Source organism: Bartonella sp. MR110HLJHH, from assembly GCF_042194225.1.
Lineage (GTDB): Bacteria > Pseudomonadota > Alphaproteobacteria > Rhizobiales > Rhizobiaceae > Bartonella > Bartonella grahamii.
In genome coordinates this window covers 23534-41424 of the sequence record NZ_JBHIMQ010000005.1, presented here as the reverse complement: position 1 = coordinate 41424, position 17891 = coordinate 23534, and the positions used below count along the sequence as shown (strand labels likewise).

12 protein-coding genes are annotated in these 17891 nt (G+C 36.0%); 9 read left to right on the top strand and 3 right to left on the bottom strand.

What is annotated here, in order from left to right:
* Positions 1 to 62: 62 nt before the first annotated feature.
* Positions 63 to 569: a single-stranded DNA-binding protein gene (gene ssb, locus ACFIKB_RS04530; RefSeq protein ID WP_375633841.1), complete on the bottom strand. Its 507-nt coding sequence runs from the start codon at positions 567 to 569 to the stop codon at positions 63 to 65.
* A gap of 332 nt (positions 570 to 901) precedes the next feature.
* Here ssb and uvrA point away from each other — a divergent pair, with 332 nt between their 5' ends.
* From uvrA to ACFIKB_RS04510, 4 genes are all read left to right on the top strand, one after another.
* Positions 902 to 3817, top strand: a complete 2916-nt coding sequence (uvrA, locus tag ACFIKB_RS04525) for an excinuclease ABC subunit UvrA (protein ID WP_375635874.1) — start codon at positions 902 to 904, stop codon at positions 3815 to 3817.
* A gap of 1028 nt (positions 3818 to 4845) precedes the next feature.
* A complete protein-coding gene (locus ACFIKB_RS04520) occupies positions 4846 to 5184 on the top strand; it encodes a P-II family nitrogen regulator (RefSeq protein ID WP_015856528.1) in 339 nt (112 codons plus the stop codon).
* 59 nt (positions 5185 to 5243) lie between these two features.
* The gene (gene glnA / locus ACFIKB_RS04515) at positions 5244 to 6653 is read left to right on the top strand and encodes a type I glutamate--ammonia ligase (RefSeq protein ID WP_015856529.1); all 1410 of its coding nucleotides are present in this window, start codon (positions 5244 to 5246) and stop codon (positions 6651 to 6653) included.
* Positions 6654 to 6808: 155 nt separating this feature from the next.
* The gene (locus ACFIKB_RS04510; RefSeq protein WP_375635873.1) at positions 6809 to 7354 is read left to right on the top strand and encodes a hypothetical protein; all 546 of its coding nucleotides are present in this window, start codon (positions 6809 to 6811) and stop codon (positions 7352 to 7354) included.
* A gap of 34 nt (positions 7355 to 7388) precedes the next feature.
* On the opposite strand, the gene ACFIKB_RS04505 is transcribed toward ACFIKB_RS04510, so the two are convergent.
* Positions 7389 to 8177: an ATP12 family chaperone protein gene (locus ACFIKB_RS04505; protein ID WP_375635872.1), complete on the bottom strand. Its 789-nt coding sequence runs from the start codon at positions 8175 to 8177 to the stop codon at positions 7389 to 7391.
* 912 nt (positions 8178 to 9089) lie between these two features.
* On the opposite strand from ACFIKB_RS04505, the gene ACFIKB_RS04500 reads away from it, so the two are divergent.
* From ACFIKB_RS04500 to ACFIKB_RS04480, 5 genes are read left to right on the top strand one after another with little or no spacing between them, the layout of a single operon-like run.
* Entirely contained in the window at positions 9090 to 9401 is a 312-nt protein-coding gene (locus tag ACFIKB_RS04500; protein WP_375644746.1) for a prephenate dehydratase domain-containing protein, read from the top strand.
* Positions 9388 to 10593 carry a DUF6421 family protein gene (locus ACFIKB_RS04495; RefSeq protein WP_375635870.1) on the top strand — a complete coding sequence of 402 codons (1206 nt, stop codon included), beginning with the start codon at positions 9388 to 9390 and terminating at the stop codon, positions 10591 to 10593. The genes ACFIKB_RS04500 and ACFIKB_RS04495 overlap by 14 nt, the downstream gene beginning before the upstream one ends.
* Positions 10590 to 11516 carry a DMT family transporter gene (locus ACFIKB_RS04490; protein ID WP_375652939.1) on the top strand — a complete coding sequence of 309 codons (927 nt, stop codon included), beginning with the start codon at positions 10590 to 10592 and terminating at the stop codon, positions 11514 to 11516. Before ACFIKB_RS04495 ends, ACFIKB_RS04490 begins: the two co-directional genes overlap by 4 nt.
* A gap of 19 nt (positions 11517 to 11535) precedes the next feature.
* Positions 11536 to 11838, top strand: coding sequence for a hypothetical protein (locus ACFIKB_RS04485; RefSeq protein WP_375652937.1), 303 nt, complete (start codon positions 11536 to 11538; stop codon positions 11836 to 11838).
* Between the two features lie 37 nt (positions 11839 to 11875).
* Positions 11876 to 12802, top strand: a complete 927-nt coding sequence (locus ACFIKB_RS04480; RefSeq protein ID WP_375652936.1) for an acetyl-CoA carboxylase biotin carboxylase subunit family protein — start codon at positions 11876 to 11878, stop codon at positions 12800 to 12802.
* Positions 12803 to 13769: 967 nt separating this feature from the next.
* Here the strand turns inward: ACFIKB_RS04480 and ACFIKB_RS04475 are convergent.
* Positions 13770 to 16523 (bottom strand): autotransporter outer membrane beta-barrel domain-containing protein, encoded by a 2754-nt coding sequence (locus ACFIKB_RS04475; protein ID WP_375652935.1) that lies wholly within the window; start codon positions 16521 to 16523, stop codon positions 13770 to 13772.
* Positions 16524 to 17891 lie beyond the last annotated feature (1368 nt).

Here is a 17891-nt window from a genome sequence, read left to right as displayed (position 1 = left end):
AAACTTCAAAAATCTGAAACAAACAAATCATAAAGTAATCATAATACGACAAATAAAGACTCTTAAAAAGGTACGTCATCATCTAATTTGTGTGAAAAATTTTCTCCCAATTGATTATTATTTTGACCAAACGTATTTCTCTGATTTGAGTTACTATCGGCAAAGCCACCACTATAACTCCCCCCTTGACTTGCTCCTTGCTCCCCGCCCGCGGCTCCCCGCCCATCAAGCATTTGTAATTCGCCACGGTACTTTTGCAAAACAACCTCTGTTGTATAACGGTCATTTCCATTTTGATCTTGCCATTTTCGTGTCTGTAACTGCCCCTCAATGTAAATTTTGCTGCCTTTTTTTAAATATTGCTCTGCAACTTTGACAAGGTTTTCATTAAAAATAACAATATTATGCCACTCAGTGCGTTCTTTTCGCTCATTTGTATTCCGATCACGCCAACTTTCTGAAGTAGCAATACGCAAATTTGCCACTTGGTCACCAGAATTCAAACGGCGGATTTCAGGATCCGCACCAAGATTACCAATCAAAATAACTTTATTAAGGCTACCAGCCATCGCATAAACTCCAAAATTTTAATTCGTAAAATACTCTGTTTTATAACAGTTATAACCATCTCGACCTTCAATTTACATGTCTGCAATTGACCTTCAATATGGATATTGCTATCCTTTCCCAATATTGTATCCGTGTAATTATAACAAAAGATGATAAAGACGCATAGTTTATTCCACCACGAGAGAATAAAAAGCTGCTTATTTGTATTTTTCTTTTCACAAAACTTATACCTTCCTTTAACATTAAAGCAGTTAAACACATTGTAATTCTAAAAAACAGTTTTATTCCATTTTAGGCGCTCAGTTTTTGTCACATATGCCAAGGATAAAATATGACTTATCAAAAATATATCTCCATTCGCGGTGCACGTGAGCATAACCTTAAAAATATTGATCTCGATCTGCCTCGTGACAAACTTATTGTTATAACAGGACTTTCCGGATCAGGAAAATCATCCTTAGCTTTTGATACAATTTACGCTGAAGGACAACGCCGCTATGTCGAAAGCCTTTCAGCCTATGCACGCCAATTTTTGGAAGTCATGCAAAAACCCGATGTAGACCGCATAGACGGTCTCTCTCCAGCTATCTCCATTGAACAAAAAACAACCAGTCGCAATCCTCGTTCAACGGTAGGTACCGTTACTGAAATCCACGACTACATGCGTCTTCTCTTTGCACGTATTGGTATTCCTCATTCTCCAGCGACAGGACTTCCTATTGAAAGCCAGACCGTAAGCCAAATGGTGGATCAAATTATGTCCTTACCAGAAGGAACACGAATTTTTATTATGGCACCCTTGGTGCGAGGACGAAAGGGAGAATATAAAAAAGAGCTAATAGAACTTTTAAAAAGAGGATTTCAACGAGCTAAAGTTGATGGCGAATTTTATGAAATCCCTGACATTCCACCTCTTGATAAAAAGTATAAACATGACATAGATGTCGTGGTAGACCGCATTGTTGTACAAAAGGATATCACCTCTCGCTTGGCTGATAGTATAGAAACCTGTTTACAACTAGCAAATGGACTTGCCATAGCTGAAATGGCAGACCAACCTTTGACACAAAAAGAAACGACAAAAGAATCTGCTCATAAATCAAAAAATGATACACACAAACGGCTCATTTTCTCAGAAAAGTTTTCCTGCCCTATATCTGGTTTTTCTATTCCTGAAATTGAACCTCGCCTTTTTTCGTTCAATAATCCTTTTGGGGCCTGTCCTCTCTGCGATGGATTGGGTATCAAAAAGGCAGTGGATCCACTAAAAATTGTGCCAAATAAAAATCTTACCCTAAAGAATGGAGCTATTGCTCCTTGGGCTAAATCGGATTCACTTTATTATAGACAAACCTTAGAAGCATTAGGAAAAGCTTACGGTTTCAAACTCACAGATCAATGGTGTGAACTCTCTAATGAAGCACAACAGGCTATTCTCTACGGTACAAAAAAAGATGAAATTTCTTTTATCTATAAAAATAATTCTGGTTCGCATAAAACGACCCAACCTTTTGAAGGAATCATCCCCAATATGGAGAGACGCTGGAAAGAAACCGATTCTGCTTGGTCTCGAGAAGAAATCGAACGTTATATGTCTTCTTCGCCTTGCCCAGCTTGTCATGGTTATCGTTTAAAACCAGAGGCACTTGCTGTAAAAATCCACGGAATGCATATTGGGCAAATATCAGATCTTTCTATTCTAAAGGCAGATGATTGGTTTGCCAATATTCATCAATATCTCACAGAAAAACAACGTAATATCGCCATACGTATTTTAAAAGAAATTCGCGAACGCTTAGCTTTTTTAAATCATGTAGGATTGGAATATCTTACCTTGTCTCGAAATTCAGGAACGCTTTCAGGTGGAGAAAGCCAACGCATTCGGTTAGCATCCCAAATTGGTTCTGGTCTTACAGGCGTTCTTTATATTTTAGATGAACCATCTATCGGTTTACACCAACGCGATAATGAACGCCTTTTGGAAATGCTGCGTCATTTACGCAATCTTGGCAATACAGTTATTGTTGTTGAACATGATGAAGATGCTATTCTCACAGCAGATTATGTTGTCGATATGGGCCCTGCCGCGGGCGTTCATGGTGGAGAAATCATAGCGCAAGGGACACCACAGGAAATTATAGAAAATTCAGCCTCTCTCACAGGGCAATACCTTTCAGGAAAAATGGCTGTTAAAATACCCGCTGAGCGACGCAAAATATCAAAAATGAAAACACTTAAAATCATCGGCGCCAAGGGAAATAACCTCAAAAATATCAATGCGAACATCCCTCTTGGAACCTTCACATGCGTAACCGGTGTTTCTGGAGGAGGAAAATCAACATTTCTTATTGAAACGCTTTTCAAAGCAGCTTCACATCATATCATGGGCTCTCATCACAGCCCTGCCAGCTATGACAAAATTGAAGGATTAGAATTTCTTGATAAAGTCATTGATATCAACCAGTCCCCCATTGGACGCACCCCACGCTCTAATCCCGCAACCTATACAGGCGCTTTTACACCGATTCGTGAGTGGTTTGCCGATCTTCCAGAATCAAAAGCCCGTGGTTATAAAGCTGGGCGTTTTTCATTTAATGTTAAAGGAGGACGTTGCGAAGCATGTCAAGGTGATGGAGTCATAAAAATTGAAATGCACTTTTTACCCGATGTCTATGTTACTTGCGATGTCTGTAAAGGAAAACGCTATAATCGAGAAACACTAGAAATAAAATTCAAAGGACAGTCTATAGCCGATATTTTGGATATGACAATTGAAAAGGCAGAGGAATTTTTCCAAGCTATTCCCGCTATTCATAATAAAATGGAAACTCTCATTAAAGTAGGATTAGGTTACATAAAAGTAGGACAGCAAGCAACCACACTTTCTGGTGGGGAAGCACAACGTGTGAAACTTGCGAAAGAACTTTCACGTAAAACAACAGGACGTACACTCTATATTTTGGATGAACCAACAACAGGTTTACATTTTCACGATATTTCCAAACTTCTTGAAGTGCTGCATGAACTAGTCGAGCAAGGCAACACAGTTATAGTCATTGAACATAACCTTGATGTTATAAAGACAGCCGACTGGATTATTGATTTAGGACCAGAAGGTGGAGATCGTGGTGGCGAAATTGTTGCAATTGGACGCCCTGAAGACATCATTAAGGTTCCCGCTTCCTATACTGGAAAATTTCTAAAAGATGTTTTACTGCGCCCCTCTCTCTATAATTCCAATTCTTAAAAACGCTTTCCATTGTAAATACAGCATACGAACAAAGCCTGTACTTTTATTGTTACCTGTAAACACCAACACCTAAATTCCAGTGGTGCAACATGTTTAAAGCAAAGACTGAAACAAGTTAGCGCTTTATAAGCTGTTTCAGTTTTCGTATTGCCCATAGGAACGCGCGCATAATTGCGTATTTATTCTCTGTTTTTTTATATCTGAAACGGCCAAACAGCCCAATTTGGAAAGAATACGAAGTTTTAAGGGGATAAATTAAGTTCCTATCTTTACATCTCCTTTTAATTTATCTTTACGATTTTCAAAGGCATCCGCAGCAGTATCTTATAATAAAGAGTGCCCATTGCTTCACGCTTTTGTTTATCGCGTTCCTTAATGGAATCACATTCCTCACGAAGAGACAAAACGCCCCAAACAAAATATATTTGCGTTGCCAATTCACACATCTGTTTTAAAGAAATATTTCTCAACGCTCTCAAGCCCATTTCACGACGGCACCTAATGCTATAATGAGAAATCCATTATTGTACACCACCATCTTTTCCAATATTTGTCTTCCCCTACTCCCTAATATTGTAAAACCTTTAGTTATCGAAAGCTTTCATAAAAAGCATTTTATTTTTTTCAAATATTTTTATCCACACACTCGTACTATTCATGATATACAAAGGCATCGTTTTGATTGATTGACGATAAAAAGATCTAAAATGAGAAAATCTTACGCTATTAGAGTTTCTCATTCAGTGTAGAAAACGTCGAATTATCATTATAAGTCAACGTATTATCTAACAAAAAAGAAACAAAACTTTTTTATTATATTATTTTAATTCTTGTACAAGAATTGTAAGATTTTTTCCAAAAAAACAGTATTTGACTTTATTCTACAAAAGAAACTCTCCTAAAAGAGTATAGAGTGTCATTATTTTCGACTTTTTGTGCACAAAGTATCTGTTGGACATCTTACAGTTGTCAATATAATGTGATGCAGTCTAAAAAGACAAAATAACGTTGGAGATAATTTCAGCATGAAAAAAATTGAAGCCATTATAAAACCTTTCAAACTTGATGAAGTGAAAGAAGCGCTTCAAAAAATTGGGTTACATGGTATTACAGTAACAGAAGCGAAAGGTTTTGGTCGTCAAAGGGAACATACAGAACTTTATCGTGGCACGAAATATGTTGTTGACTTTCTACCTAAAGTAAAGATTGAAATTGTTGTGTCCGATGAAAAACTAGAACAAACTGTTGATGCAATACGTAAAGCAGCTCAAACAAAACATATAGGAGATGGAAAGATATTTGTCTTTTCCATTGATGATGCCATTCGTATAGGCACGGACGAAACCGGTATCGATGCCCTTTAATAAATAACGAGAAAATTCACTTTTTTATCTATCTCAACGCCATATTAAGGAAATTGAATATGACAACCGCATCAGATATTATCAAACAGATTACAGACAACGAAATCCGTTTTGTTGATTTACGTTTTACTGATCCACGAGGAAAATTGCATCACATTACAATGGATATCGCAGAGATCAGCGAAGATACTTTTAGTGATGGTGTCATGTTTGATGGTTCTTCAATTGCTGGTTGGAAAACAATTAATGAATCTGACATGGTTTTAATGCCAGATCCAGAAACAGCACATATTGATCCTTTTTTTGCTCAATCTACTTTGGTCATATTTTGTAATGTACTTGATCCTGTCTCTGGTGAATTTTATCGTAGAGATCCTCGTTCTATTGCCAAAAGGGCTGAGGTTTATATGAAATCTTTAGGCATTGGAGATACAATCAATGTAGGTCCAGAAGCAGAGTTTTTTATCTTTGATGATGTGCGCTATAAAACGGATCCTTACAATACAGGGTTTAAACTCGATTCAAGTGAACTTCCCTCCAATGATGATACGGAATATGAAACAGGCAATCTAGGACATCGCCCACGAATAAAGGGGGGCTACCTTCCTGTTCCGCCGATTGATTCCTGCCAAGATATGCGTTCTGAAATGCTCACAGCACTCAAAGATATGGGCGTACAGGTCGAAAAACACCATCACGAAGTAGCAGCAGGCCAACATGAATTGGGTATTCGTTTTGATACACTCGTTCGCGAGGCTGACAAGATGCAAATTTTTAAATATGTTGTACATCAAATAGCAAACAGTTATGGGAAAACAGCAACCTTCATGCCAAAACCAGTTTTTGGTGATAACGGCTCTGGAATGCATGTTCACATCTCCATTTGGAAAGATGGCAAACCCATTTTTGCAGGAAATGAATATGCCGGACTATCAGAAACCTGTTTATTTTTTATCGGTGGTGTTATTAAGCACGCAAAAGCAATCAATGCTTTTACCAACCCATCCACAAACTCCTATAAACGTTTGGTTCCTGGTTATGAAGCCCCTGTTCTTCTTGCCTATTCAGCACGTAATCGTTCTGCATCTTGCCGTATCCCAATGAGCTCCTCACCAAATTCAAAACGCGTAGAAGTTCGTTTTCCAGACCCAACAGCAAATCCCTATTTGGCATTTGCAGCACTTTTAATGGCTGGTCTTGATGGCATCAAAAACAAAATTCATCCCGGACATGCTATGGATAAAGATCTTTATGATCTTCCCTTAAAAGAACTCAAAGAAATCCCTACTGTTTCAGGAAGTCTGCGTGAAGCGCTTGAAGCACTTGACAAAGATCGTGGCTTTCTTAAAGCTGGCGACGTTTTTGATGATGATCAGATTAATTCCTTCATTCAAGTAAAGATGCAAGAAGTCTTGCGCTACGAAACAACACCCCATCCTGTTGAATTTGACATGTACTATTCTGTTTAAACAATCAATACGCATTCTTTTGATTTTTAAAATGGAGGCAAAAGCCTCCATTTTTGTGGATATTCTTCTCATGCAAAAGCGCAAGAGGCTTTTTGCTCATCTGCTTTTCCTTTATAATGTGTTGAATCTCTTCAAATGAATTAACAAGGTTTCTAATGCCGCGAATTTGTTTTCTCGTTCCCCTTCTTTTATGCATTGTCTTTATCACATCAACAACTCAAGCATATACAATAACCAATCAAAAACTCACTGCCCTTGAAAAAGCGACATCCGCTTATAGTAAAGCACTTAAAAATGCCGATGCAAATGCCATCTTAAATGCTATTCCTCCCCAAATCATCAACCGTTTAACCGCCAAAAAAAATCTTAGTCAATCACAATTTCGACAAATCATGAAAAGCCAAATAGAACGGTTGGCAGAAAGTTACAAGATTGAAACGATCAACATTGACCAAAAACAAAAACGTGAAGGTACACTTGATAATGGCACCCCTTATTTTGTTATACCCGTGGAACTTGTAACCACAACAAATGCTGGAAAAAAGTGCTCTATTCACACTGAAATTATTGCCCTACTTCACGATAACCAATGGTATTTTATCCGCGGTAATGACGAAACGCTCTTAAACATAACCAATGAACTATTTCCTGGACTTGAAAAAGTAAAAATCAATCCTCAAAAAGTCACAAAAATACTCTGAGCGAAAAGAATGCACGTAAATAAAAGATTTACCCCTATAAGCAAGTTGTAACAATTGTAGCCGCAGCCTTAAATTCAACTTTTTTATGAGCACGACGCACCATTGTTTCTTTATCTATTCCCCATTGTTCCATCATCCAATCTTCATCTAAATGAGCAATAGACCAAGCATGATCAGCATCAATATTTCCCGCAGCAACAGCAAGAGCAATGAGAGCAGATCCCGTTAAGGTTGTCATCATATGAAGTGCAGCAAGCATATAAGGAGACTCAACGCTACGTAAATAATAACTCACAGCTTGAAGTGCTTCTGGTGATTGTTCCACATGCATCAGCCCTTCTGTCAAATAAAACCTTGAACCCAGTTTTTTTTCTGCCCAATCTAATAAAGGATCCCATTGTTCAGATTGTTTTTGCACCAGCTCTTTAGGTGTCTGTGCACGATAAAAGATCATATCACACGCAACGAAACGCAATAAATCTTCAAAAACAACCTGCATATCATCAGCAATACCATCAATAACAGTATTAACCAAACGCGTCATCGGCATTTTTACAGGATCAACAACGTGCTTTTGGCTCTCAAATTCTTGAGCAACGTATTCAGCAAACACTTCTGTTGGCACATGAAAACGACGCCTTGCAGGCGTTTTAACGGGACGTTCATCTAATAAGATAGTAAAACTCCCTTCCTCACAAGCAATCTTCACTTGTCTATAAAATCGTTTTGGGTGCGGCTGACATGAAAGATTTTGAATCTTTTGAACAGAACTCTTTTTATTCTTATTCAATGGCATATCAAAATGATCCAAAATCTCACGCATATTTGTTTACCTCTGATCTTTTCAAGAAAACGAATGTTTTATATACTTTAATAAAATTTAATCCGACCTTCCCATGCCTCAAAGAAGGAAAAAGACCTTGCCAATCCCAATCTGATTTAAGAGTTATATTTCATGTTTCTTTTACAAACAAGACAATGATAATATCTTTTCATATATTCAATACAGTCATGACTATAGAATAATTTTTAAAATATTATCTTAATTAAAAAGCTGAATATACTGAATTTGATGGTGAAGGTAATCATGATTTACCATTTTGCTTATTATCCACCTACAATAATGTTATCGATACGGACAGCTTCAAAAACAATTTTTGCAAAATATTAAAACAAAAAAGTTCATCATCAAAAAAATGATAGAGCAGTACGGTTTACGTGTCATTCACCTTCGCTTAACCATTCCAATAATTCTCTAACATATCCAATAAATACCCTGCATAGAATTTTTCCTGCTCAATTACTATCCTAAACGACGATGTTTTATGGCATAATAGGATAATGATAAGGCTAAATTATATCACAATTTTCTTTCACATATACATATATTTTGTAAATCACTAAATTATTTAACTTATTTTTATTGATATACTTCACATATTGCACTATATTAAATATATTCTTATACTTAAAAAGTATATAAGTCATACAATCTGAAAATAATACTTTTATCTATACACTTGTCCTTGCAGATACTAACTGCACAGCTGCAGCACAATAGTGGCTTGACAATCACAATCAAAATATTTCTTCCGCTGATTTAGAATCACGTATTATCTTATACGCAACTCTTAAAAGAGCCTTTAATGAACTTGCTCAGAAAAAGGATGGATATCTCTTAAGCTGTGCTGCTTACCCTGATTTGCATACACTCATATTTACCCGTTTAAGTAATATGCAATTATTTGACAGCTTTATCATGCCTACTCACTCTATGGTTTTAGCTAAACGCAATAACATTGATGAAATTAAAACCGTAGCGACTCATCCTGCCCCGCAATCTCTGGTAGCTCATCAATATGACAAAGTATTTGCCAACAGCAATGCTGATGCAGCCGTTCTTTGTAAGGCTGAAAAAGCCGATGCTTGTATCACAACATCGGTTGCGGCAAATCGCTATAGGCTGAGTATTGTCGAAAATTTTGGACAAGTGCCAATGGCCTTTTTGCTCCACTCACTAAAGTCAACTAATCATGAAAAAATCTGAAGCGCTTCTTTCCATTGTTAACTTGGTTGACAAATTCCGTATGCGCCAAGAACGAGATGGGAGCATTAAGGAACCAACTTCGGTAGATAGTAATATGATCAATGAATTGATTACTCTGCTGAACCACCATGCCAATATTCTTGACGGATTATCTCCAAAACTTTTAGCGACCATTTCTGATGATCTTCATCAGTGGATGATCAGCGGTTTAACGACCCCTCCTAAATTTGATAACACTTTGGCTGCTTTCAAAGCCCCATTACCAGATGCTCCCTTGTTTTTCTTGGCTCCAATGCGTGCAACAAATGGACCTGATCCAGAAGGATTCCGGCTGGAATTAGTTACAGGATATCGTCATGAAACGGACTATCTTGCTGACGCCTCAAAATATACAAATAATTATGTATCACCATTTCAATGTATAAAAATGGGAATAGCGTCAAGAGGTTTTTTAGAAGGCAATTGCATTGTTCTATTCCCAGAATCTGTAGCGACTGCTAAGAAAATTGATAAGCAAGCATTTGCTTTGTTTTTTTTCAGTAAATTCTTTGATATTTACAACAAGCAAACAATTGTGGAAGCTGAACGTTTACTCGGTCGAGATAGTAAATTTCTGTTCGGTCAATTGCATAGTCGTAACTTATCTAAAGAAGACATTTACGATGCTCGCTGTTTGTGGGGCTATTACCATGACTATGCACATCATACTGGACCGCGGCCATTAGATAAAAATCTGTATATAAAATTAAATTGGTTCACAGGTCTTCTAGAAGAAACTAAAGTTGATTTAATTACAGTGCGTATTATGCTACAAAATCATCCAAAATTTTGGAAAGAAATAACTGAATTTATCCTATTAGAACGCATATTCCGTTATCCAAAAGATTCTGATCAGCATATGACATTCGATGCTGGTACAGGGATCTTGCTTTTTGAAATGTTAACGCGGAACAAAGCATTGATTGAAACAAATCAAGGTTATCTTCAATTTGATTTGGAGCGTCTTGAAAAAGTAATAATATTGATGATAGCAGATATAGAAGCACTTGAAACATTAGATGATGACGCTTATTTGGCAGGAGCTAAGGATTATATCCAAAATAATCTTGGTAAGCCGCAAACTTCACAGTCACGATTTAATTTTTCAACATCATATTATGCACAGCGAGTGATTAGGGGATTAAATCATTGAGTTTTATAAAAGGACGGTTACTATTATTTACTTTTGCCATTCTAGCATTGTTTTCCATAAGTTGGTTATTATCTAAGAATTTGGTTAGCAATATACCCGTCATGCATGCGGTTGGACTTAGGTTGTTTGCCACCGCTGCCACCTTATGGCTGATTGCAGTATTTCGTGAGAAAGCTGTTTTCAGATCCCTACCATTGCTTTCCATGATACCTTCTTTTTTAATTCTATCAGTGTTAGGATTCTCGTTATATTTTGTATGCAGCTTTGGTGCATTAAAATCGCTCAAAGCCAGTGATTTAACTATGGCTCTCGCTACTATTCCAGGTATTACCTACATATTGGGTGCACTGACGAATAGCCTTACGTTCTCATGGTTAAAACTTATCGGTATGATAATTGTCAGTGTAGCAGCTATAGCATTTAATATAAACAGTGCAGAGCGTGGATATTACAGCCTAATAGGAATAGCTCTTGCCTTAACAGCAGCACTTTCTTACTCTGCTTATGGCTTATTGTCTAAACGTTATCTTGAAAATCTACCTTTGCTCACCTCACTGGCTTGGATCACGACAATTTCTGCAGCATCATTTATGCCATTATTTATTTTTGATCCTACCCCACTCTTATATCTTAAGTTAGAAGACATACTTAGGATATTGATTTTAGGAGCTTTTTTATCATCACTAGGTTACGTATTGTACCAAAAAGTTTTAGCCGAAAGAGACGTATTATACACCAATACTATCGGCGTATTAGCTCCTTTTGCAGTCGTAGCATGTGAACGGATAATCGGTTCGAGCACTTCTCTAAGTGCTCTCAAAATAATTGCTATGATTGTAGTTGTTATAGGGATAATACTCTTAATTTATAGACGCGTCAAAAGTATCTGGATAGCAACTAAAACACCGTTCCAAAAATTCTAAATTATAAGGAAAAAATAAAATGAAAAAACTGGCGTTAGTATGTCAGCGTAATACAAAAATACCCTTTATATTTGAAGCTGCAAAAGCAGCTAACATCGAATTAATAATGATTTATGATATTGCTGAAAGTGCACCTATTCAGCTACCAGCGGCAGTAACCTCAACTTGGCAACTTCCTGTTTTTGATAATCCAGAGTTAGCCCTAGACACTTTTGCAGCCGGAGTGAAAGAACGCAATATTGGTGGAGTTATGACCCTTTTCGAAAAAGCCATCCTATGGACAGCTTTAGCTGCAAAAAAAAATCAATACTCCCAGTATTGAGCCAGAAGTAGCGGCATTAACCCGAAACAAATATCTAATGCGTCAAGCTTTTGCTAAAGCAGGGCTGAGAACACCAAGATTTTTTTATATAGATAATCCAGAAGATCTATCACAAGCTCATACTTTAGGCTGGCCGCTAGTCATTAAACCCGTTTCTGGAGCCGGTAGTATAGGCGTAATGTTAGCTAAAAATTCTGAAGAATTTCCTGATCTCATCAAAGCGGTATGGAATGTTCAGCATAAAGATATGGCACGTTTCAACGATAACAATAAATCTTTAGGTTTAGTAGTAGAACAGTATTTACCAGGAAAAGAGTTTGTTGTGGAATGCTTTGTCGATGCAGCAGGTGTGCATGTTCTAGCTATTGGAGACAAGGGACAGCCTGAAGGACCATGGTTCGAAGAAACAATTTATCGTCAACGCCGTGATATAGATGATCCTTTAATTATTGCTTTATGTGAGGCTGCATGCTCTGGAGTTAAAGCTCTTGGTATAAACATGGGAGCTGCCCATGTAGAGCTACGCTTAGATGCTAATAACTTACCTTATGTAATTGAGATCGGCGCTCGTATAGGTGGGTCAGGTGTTTCCCATTTTATTGTGGAGCAAGGTACAGGGATTTCATTTGCAAAACTATGTATGAATGCCGCTTTAGCTGAACAAAACTTAGACCTTCCCGATATACTCCCAGCTGAAAAAGTGGCGGCAAATTACATTATTCCTCTTCGTGGTCATGGAAGGTTTTCCGGATTTTCAGGTCTAGATAAGGTTGCACAGCATCCACTAACTGCTAGAACTATCATTTTCTTTGAAACCGATCATATTTCACCACCTCCACCAGCATTCGGTGGATATCCTGGTTTTATTTTCTCTGTTCATGACTCAAACGAAGAAGCACGCTATTACCACAAATGGCTCGATGACACCTTAAGCATCATATGGAAACACCATGTTTATCAATAGTCCGATAAAGATATTTCTACTGACGCTCAACTTTGATATAAATCTTATCGATACAAATGAAGTCACAATGCGAATGCGATTGCCTAAAACTTTGCAAACATTTTCCCATTAAAGATGCATATTTCAAAAACCAAGAATTGAGGAAGATATGACCTACTTTTACACCCCATTTTAATAAAAGCTCTTCAATATTTCTATATTTGAAACAATAATGAAAACTTATAAACGACTTTTTTGATACGACCAATTTCTTCTCCCCATATCTCAAAGAAGAAAAGAAAGATCTTACCGCCTCCACTCTAATTTAAAAGTTATATTTCATATCTATTTCACAAATAAGACATGATCTTGTTCATATATTCAATACAGTCATTAGAACATTTTTTTTAAGGATTTATCCTTATAAGAACTAAAGATGTTGCATTTGATTTTAAAAGTATTCACGCTTTACCACTTTTCTCATTATCCACCTACAATAATGCGATTGATACAAACAGCTTCAAAAATGCTTTTTACAAAATTTTAAAGCAGAAAAATGTGCATCATCCACGAAACGATAGAGCTCTATATTTTACATATCCCCTCCTCTGCTTAACAGCAAAAGCTCTTAATCAGCAACCAATATCTCCCTGCCTTTCATGATTGATATCAGCTACCTCAAATGATAGTACTTTACAGCATGATAGGATAATAATAATATTTTAAGAAGCTGATGACGAATACATCTCCAATATTTATAGCCCAAATAACACAAATAGATTTACAGTCTCATTGTAAATTTTTTTGAAGCATTTAAGCACCCCTATCAACCAGATAAAAAACAAATCAACGTGATCCTTTTATACTTATTAAAACACATGATGCCATTATTAAAAGAAGTGACTAAAATTCTGCACCATCAATGGTTTTAATCCCGACAATAAAACAAAACTTTAAAAATCACATTTATTATTTTTAAAACGATTTATTAAAAATGATAGCGCAAACCACCAGAAAAATGAACTCCAGAAAAACCAGCCTTGGTTAACCTATGCTGATAGCTAAGATCACTGTGAAGTGTAACTTTAGAAGAAAACTGCGCATTAATACCCAAACCTGTTTCTAAAGAAGAACCAAAAGAACCCAACTGGAAAACATCTTTAAAATGAACAAATTGTTTTTTACCAAAACGATTAGAAAGATGAATATTACCATAAAAACAAATGGTACGATCCTTTTCAGATGCTGAAAATGTTTTATTTAAACGCCCCCCAATACGCACCAACCATTGACCTATTTTTTTCATCTCAACATCAAATCCATCAATATCACGAAACTTATCAAATTGAAGATGTTGATAAATAAGCTGGAGTTGCGGATCAAAAATAAGATCTTCATATCCTGTCATAAACACTTTACCAGCAGAAAACGAAACGTTCAAAGGATTTGCTTTTAATGTCGCCGTTTTACCCCAAGCATGGGTAAGCACATCCCCTTTAAACAAACCATAAGATAAAAGACCATCTACATAAAAACCAGTGTTGTGTTTCACACTACCGTATGTCGTAAATGACCATTTATTAAACGTACTCTTTTGGCTTTGTTCCACGTTACGAGGTTGTAAGGAAAGCTTTCCATAGGTTCCCATAATCCCAAAAGATGTCGTACTATATGCGCTCTCTATTGTTTTGAGCAAAATGTCTGTTTTTATAGCGTTATAATCAACATTACCATCGTACCCATATTTAAGTGTAGAAAGATCTGAGACATAACGATAACTCCCACCACAACCGTGGATAGATAAAGCAAAATTCCCTTCAACTTTTAATAATTTGCGAGGAATAGACTGCGTAACTTGCAATTCCTTTTGTTGATTACTGATATCCATGAGTCCAATATGAAACAAAGCATTTGGTAACAAAAGATAGGTTGGAACTTGTGGAACAACCTCTCTGACCTTTAACTCAGAATGAGGGATAACAGACACTCCCAAAGAAGGCTGAATATACTTACTTTCAAGGCGAAAATCCCAAAAATCTCCATTTCCTTCAACCAATCTTTGAGAAATTTGTGCATTTCCAAGCGTAGAATTTGGACCATAAGCATGAAGATAATATTGATAAGGCAACCCCTCTAATGCAATATAAGCACGATTTAACTGAAAAGAATCTTCTGCCGCTTTTCCAGAAACCTGAATAAGTGAAATACTATGAGCATTTTCACCGGTTGCTATCTCCCCCTGATTTCCTGCAACAAATTGCACATAAACTGTCGTTTTTCCAGAAACATCGCCATGTATCAAAAGCCGATCAGTCTTTTTATTATCGAGCAAACCCTCACTACTGAAATGTGTATTGAGATAAATATCTGCCCTATCTTGCGCACTATAAACTTCTTTTTCTCCCTTCCCAATATGAAGTGTCTGATACTCCTGAAACATTGGAGTCTCAAAAGCAATAAAACTATCAGAAATTTTTACAAATGAAATAAATGAATTTGTGCGGTTTGCAACTTGCGAATCTATCTCTCTTCTTTTTGTCAAAAACCATTTTGATCCCCCTGTCAAATAAAGCTCAGCAATAGAATTATCGGCAACACGAGTCCCTCCTATCAATGAAGAAGAATCAGCCAAAATCGCTACAGCCCCCCCCTTTTCAACTGTTAATAATAAGTCACCAAAAATTTTTGTACCTTCTGTTACTCCAATATAACTACGACTGTTATTACTATGAACAGCTGTCCCATCTGGAACCTCAAAAATCGTCCTTTTCAAAAAGACAAACCCCTGTTCATACGCATTATTTTCCCCATCCCTCTCAAAATACATACCATGTTTGTTACCTATTGCTTTAATTGTTGAATCTTCAATATTAACCCGCGAAATTAAAATATTTCCTTCCCTGCCATTATTGGACAGTGTATTAGAATCTTGTCCAACTGTTAAAACATGAACATCCGTAGAAATAATATTAGTATTTTTTAAATAAACAGAGCCCTGATGTTTTACATTGAAAACTGTATGTGCAATCTTTTTATTTGTATTTTCATTGTCTTCTGTTTTTTGATATTTTGAAGTAATGGTAACACCATCTAAAGTCGCACTCCCCCCTCTCCCCACATAAAGCGCAGCAGCATCATTCACATCAATAAATCCGCTTTTCATCTGAATACCCGCATCAGCCCTAACGAAAAGAGCACTCTCTTGACCGATACCCAAACCTTCCACTTTAATTTTTGTATTCGTTAACGTAACAGATGCTCCTCGCTTCTCTGCATAAGCTGCAATCTGAGAAGCCTCAATTGTTCCACGATTAACCTCAATCATTCCACTATCAGCTTTAAGACCTATTGACACATTTTTAAAAGCTGAATCACTCAAAACAATTCTTCCCCCTTGTGATACAGAAACACCATAAATATCTTCTATACCCGCAGTAGCTTCAACCTCTACACGCATTGCCTGAATAACTGTATTTGGCTCCTGCACTACTATAGCAGCAGGCAACATGAGAGAACTACCCTCCCCATTCTTTTCTTTAACAGGTACCGTGAACTTATATACTTTATCACTAATTGTATGCTTTACACCATCACTGCATTTATAAGGCAATTTGTTTTCGTCACATAACAGTGATACAAATGCATGAGAATGCGCCTCAATATTTATATTTAATAAAAAAGAAAAAATAGCTGCTGTAAAAACACACAAATACAAGTGATTGTTAGATACCTTGGTTATCATTGTTTTTCAAAACTTTCTTTTTTTCAACAAAACAAAAAATGCTGGCAAAAAATAAAACCACGAATTAAGCACAATAAGAATAAAACAAACAAAATTATTTTATTTTTTCTGATAAATTATAGCGTTTCATAATATGTTTTGTATTTTATGTAAAGAAAGAACAAAAAGTTTAAAAATACCATTTAGGATGACAATCTTTTTAAAGAGTACATCCCAAGAACCACTGAGAACTGCAATACGAAATGCAAAAAAACTAATCTCAAAAAAACGCGAAAAAATGCAAATTTTTAAGAGATATAATATTCAATTTATCTCACCACCGAAAAATAAAAATATAACAAAATGAGAATAATTTTTAAGATCTAAACAATCAAGACGTTTTAATAAAAACACGACATAATGAGATATAGTATATGAAAGCTATAACAGCATCATTTCTTCAACTACAACAAAAAAATATCATAAAATGAAAAGATCTTTATATCAAAATTACTTGTATAATACTTTAGATCTTTTGATAAAATCTAAAATACAGTAAAACACTCACCATCTTGAAATTAAAAAACACCAAAATAAAATTTCATCAAAATCAGTTTTATGAAAGCTATCTGTTTATTATCGTTAAAGAAGATATTTTAGAAAAGCTATTATTTACCATTCTTTATATTGAATAAATTTCTCTGAACAACAACTCACTATCCTCCGCTATCATCATCTGACAACAACACTATTGCTAATCTCGTAGCTGCTGAATATAATTATATTGGAGACAAAAGAGCCGTATTTCTCTCTTCTTCCGTTTAATATTTTCATTCAATTATTGCTTTAAAATGAATATTCTACTGTTGATAATCACTTGTGCAAAGCTTTTTTTATTTACTAGCGTTTTTTATTATTCATCAAGACGTAACATCTTTTTCGTCTAATTGGTTACACCAAAAATATCATTATCTATAGCCTGCTGATACCTTACTACCATTAAATTGGCTAAAAATGAATCACTTTGTGATACTGATAAAAAATAAATTCTCTTTGAATGTTACGATTTGTATCGATAATCTTCTTTAGTCATGCATTCATAAATTGCTGCAAACTCACTTGCACACAAATCCATATTTTCAGGAAAAGCGTAGATCGGCTGCCTGCCACATTTGAACAGTGCTTGTGAGATCGTAGATTTATTGACATTGGACTTTTCTCATAATGCCAAGATCGATTGGGGGAGATTTGCTAACACATCCAGCAGCGCTTAATAAAATTATAACACTCAATAATTTCAATATTTTTCATTTCCCCTCCTTCAATATTTACGATAGAAAGGCTGAAAAGCTTGCTAGTATTTTTTCGCATGCAATATGGCTAGTACAT

Coding starts and splice junctions, on each gene's coding strand:
- ssb (WP_375633841.1), bottom strand. CDS start 569: ATGGCTGGTAGCCTTAATAAAGTTATTTTGATTGGTAATCTTGGTGCG.
- uvrA (WP_375635874.1), top strand. CDS start 902: ATGACTTATCAAAAATATATCTCCATTCGCGGTGCACGTGAGCATAAC.
- ACFIKB_RS04520 (WP_015856528.1), top strand. CDS start 4,846: ATGAAAAAAATTGAAGCCATTATAAAACCTTTCAAACTTGATGAAGTG.
- glnA (WP_015856529.1), top strand. CDS start 5,244: ATGACAACCGCATCAGATATTATCAAACAGATTACAGACAACGAAATC.
- ACFIKB_RS04510 (WP_375635873.1), top strand. CDS start 6,809: ATGCCGCGAATTTGTTTTCTCGTTCCCCTTCTTTTATGCATTGTCTTT.
- ACFIKB_RS04505 (WP_375635872.1), bottom strand. CDS start 8,177: ATGCGTGAGATTTTGGATCATTTTGATATGCCATTGAATAAGAATAAA.
- ACFIKB_RS04500 (WP_375644746.1), top strand. CDS start 9,090: ATGCAATTATTTGACAGCTTTATCATGCCTACTCACTCTATGGTTTTA.
- ACFIKB_RS04495 (WP_375635870.1), top strand. CDS start 9,388: ATGAAAAAATCTGAAGCGCTTCTTTCCATTGTTAACTTGGTTGACAAA.
- ACFIKB_RS04485 (WP_375652937.1), top strand. CDS start 11,536: ATGAAAAAACTGGCGTTAGTATGTCAGCGTAATACAAAAATACCCTTT.
- ACFIKB_RS04480 (WP_375652936.1), top strand. CDS start 11,876: ATGCGTCAAGCTTTTGCTAAAGCAGGGCTGAGAACACCAAGATTTTTT.
- ACFIKB_RS04475 (WP_375652935.1), bottom strand. CDS start 16,523: ATGATAACCAAGGTATCTAACAATCACTTGTATTTGTGTGTTTTTACA.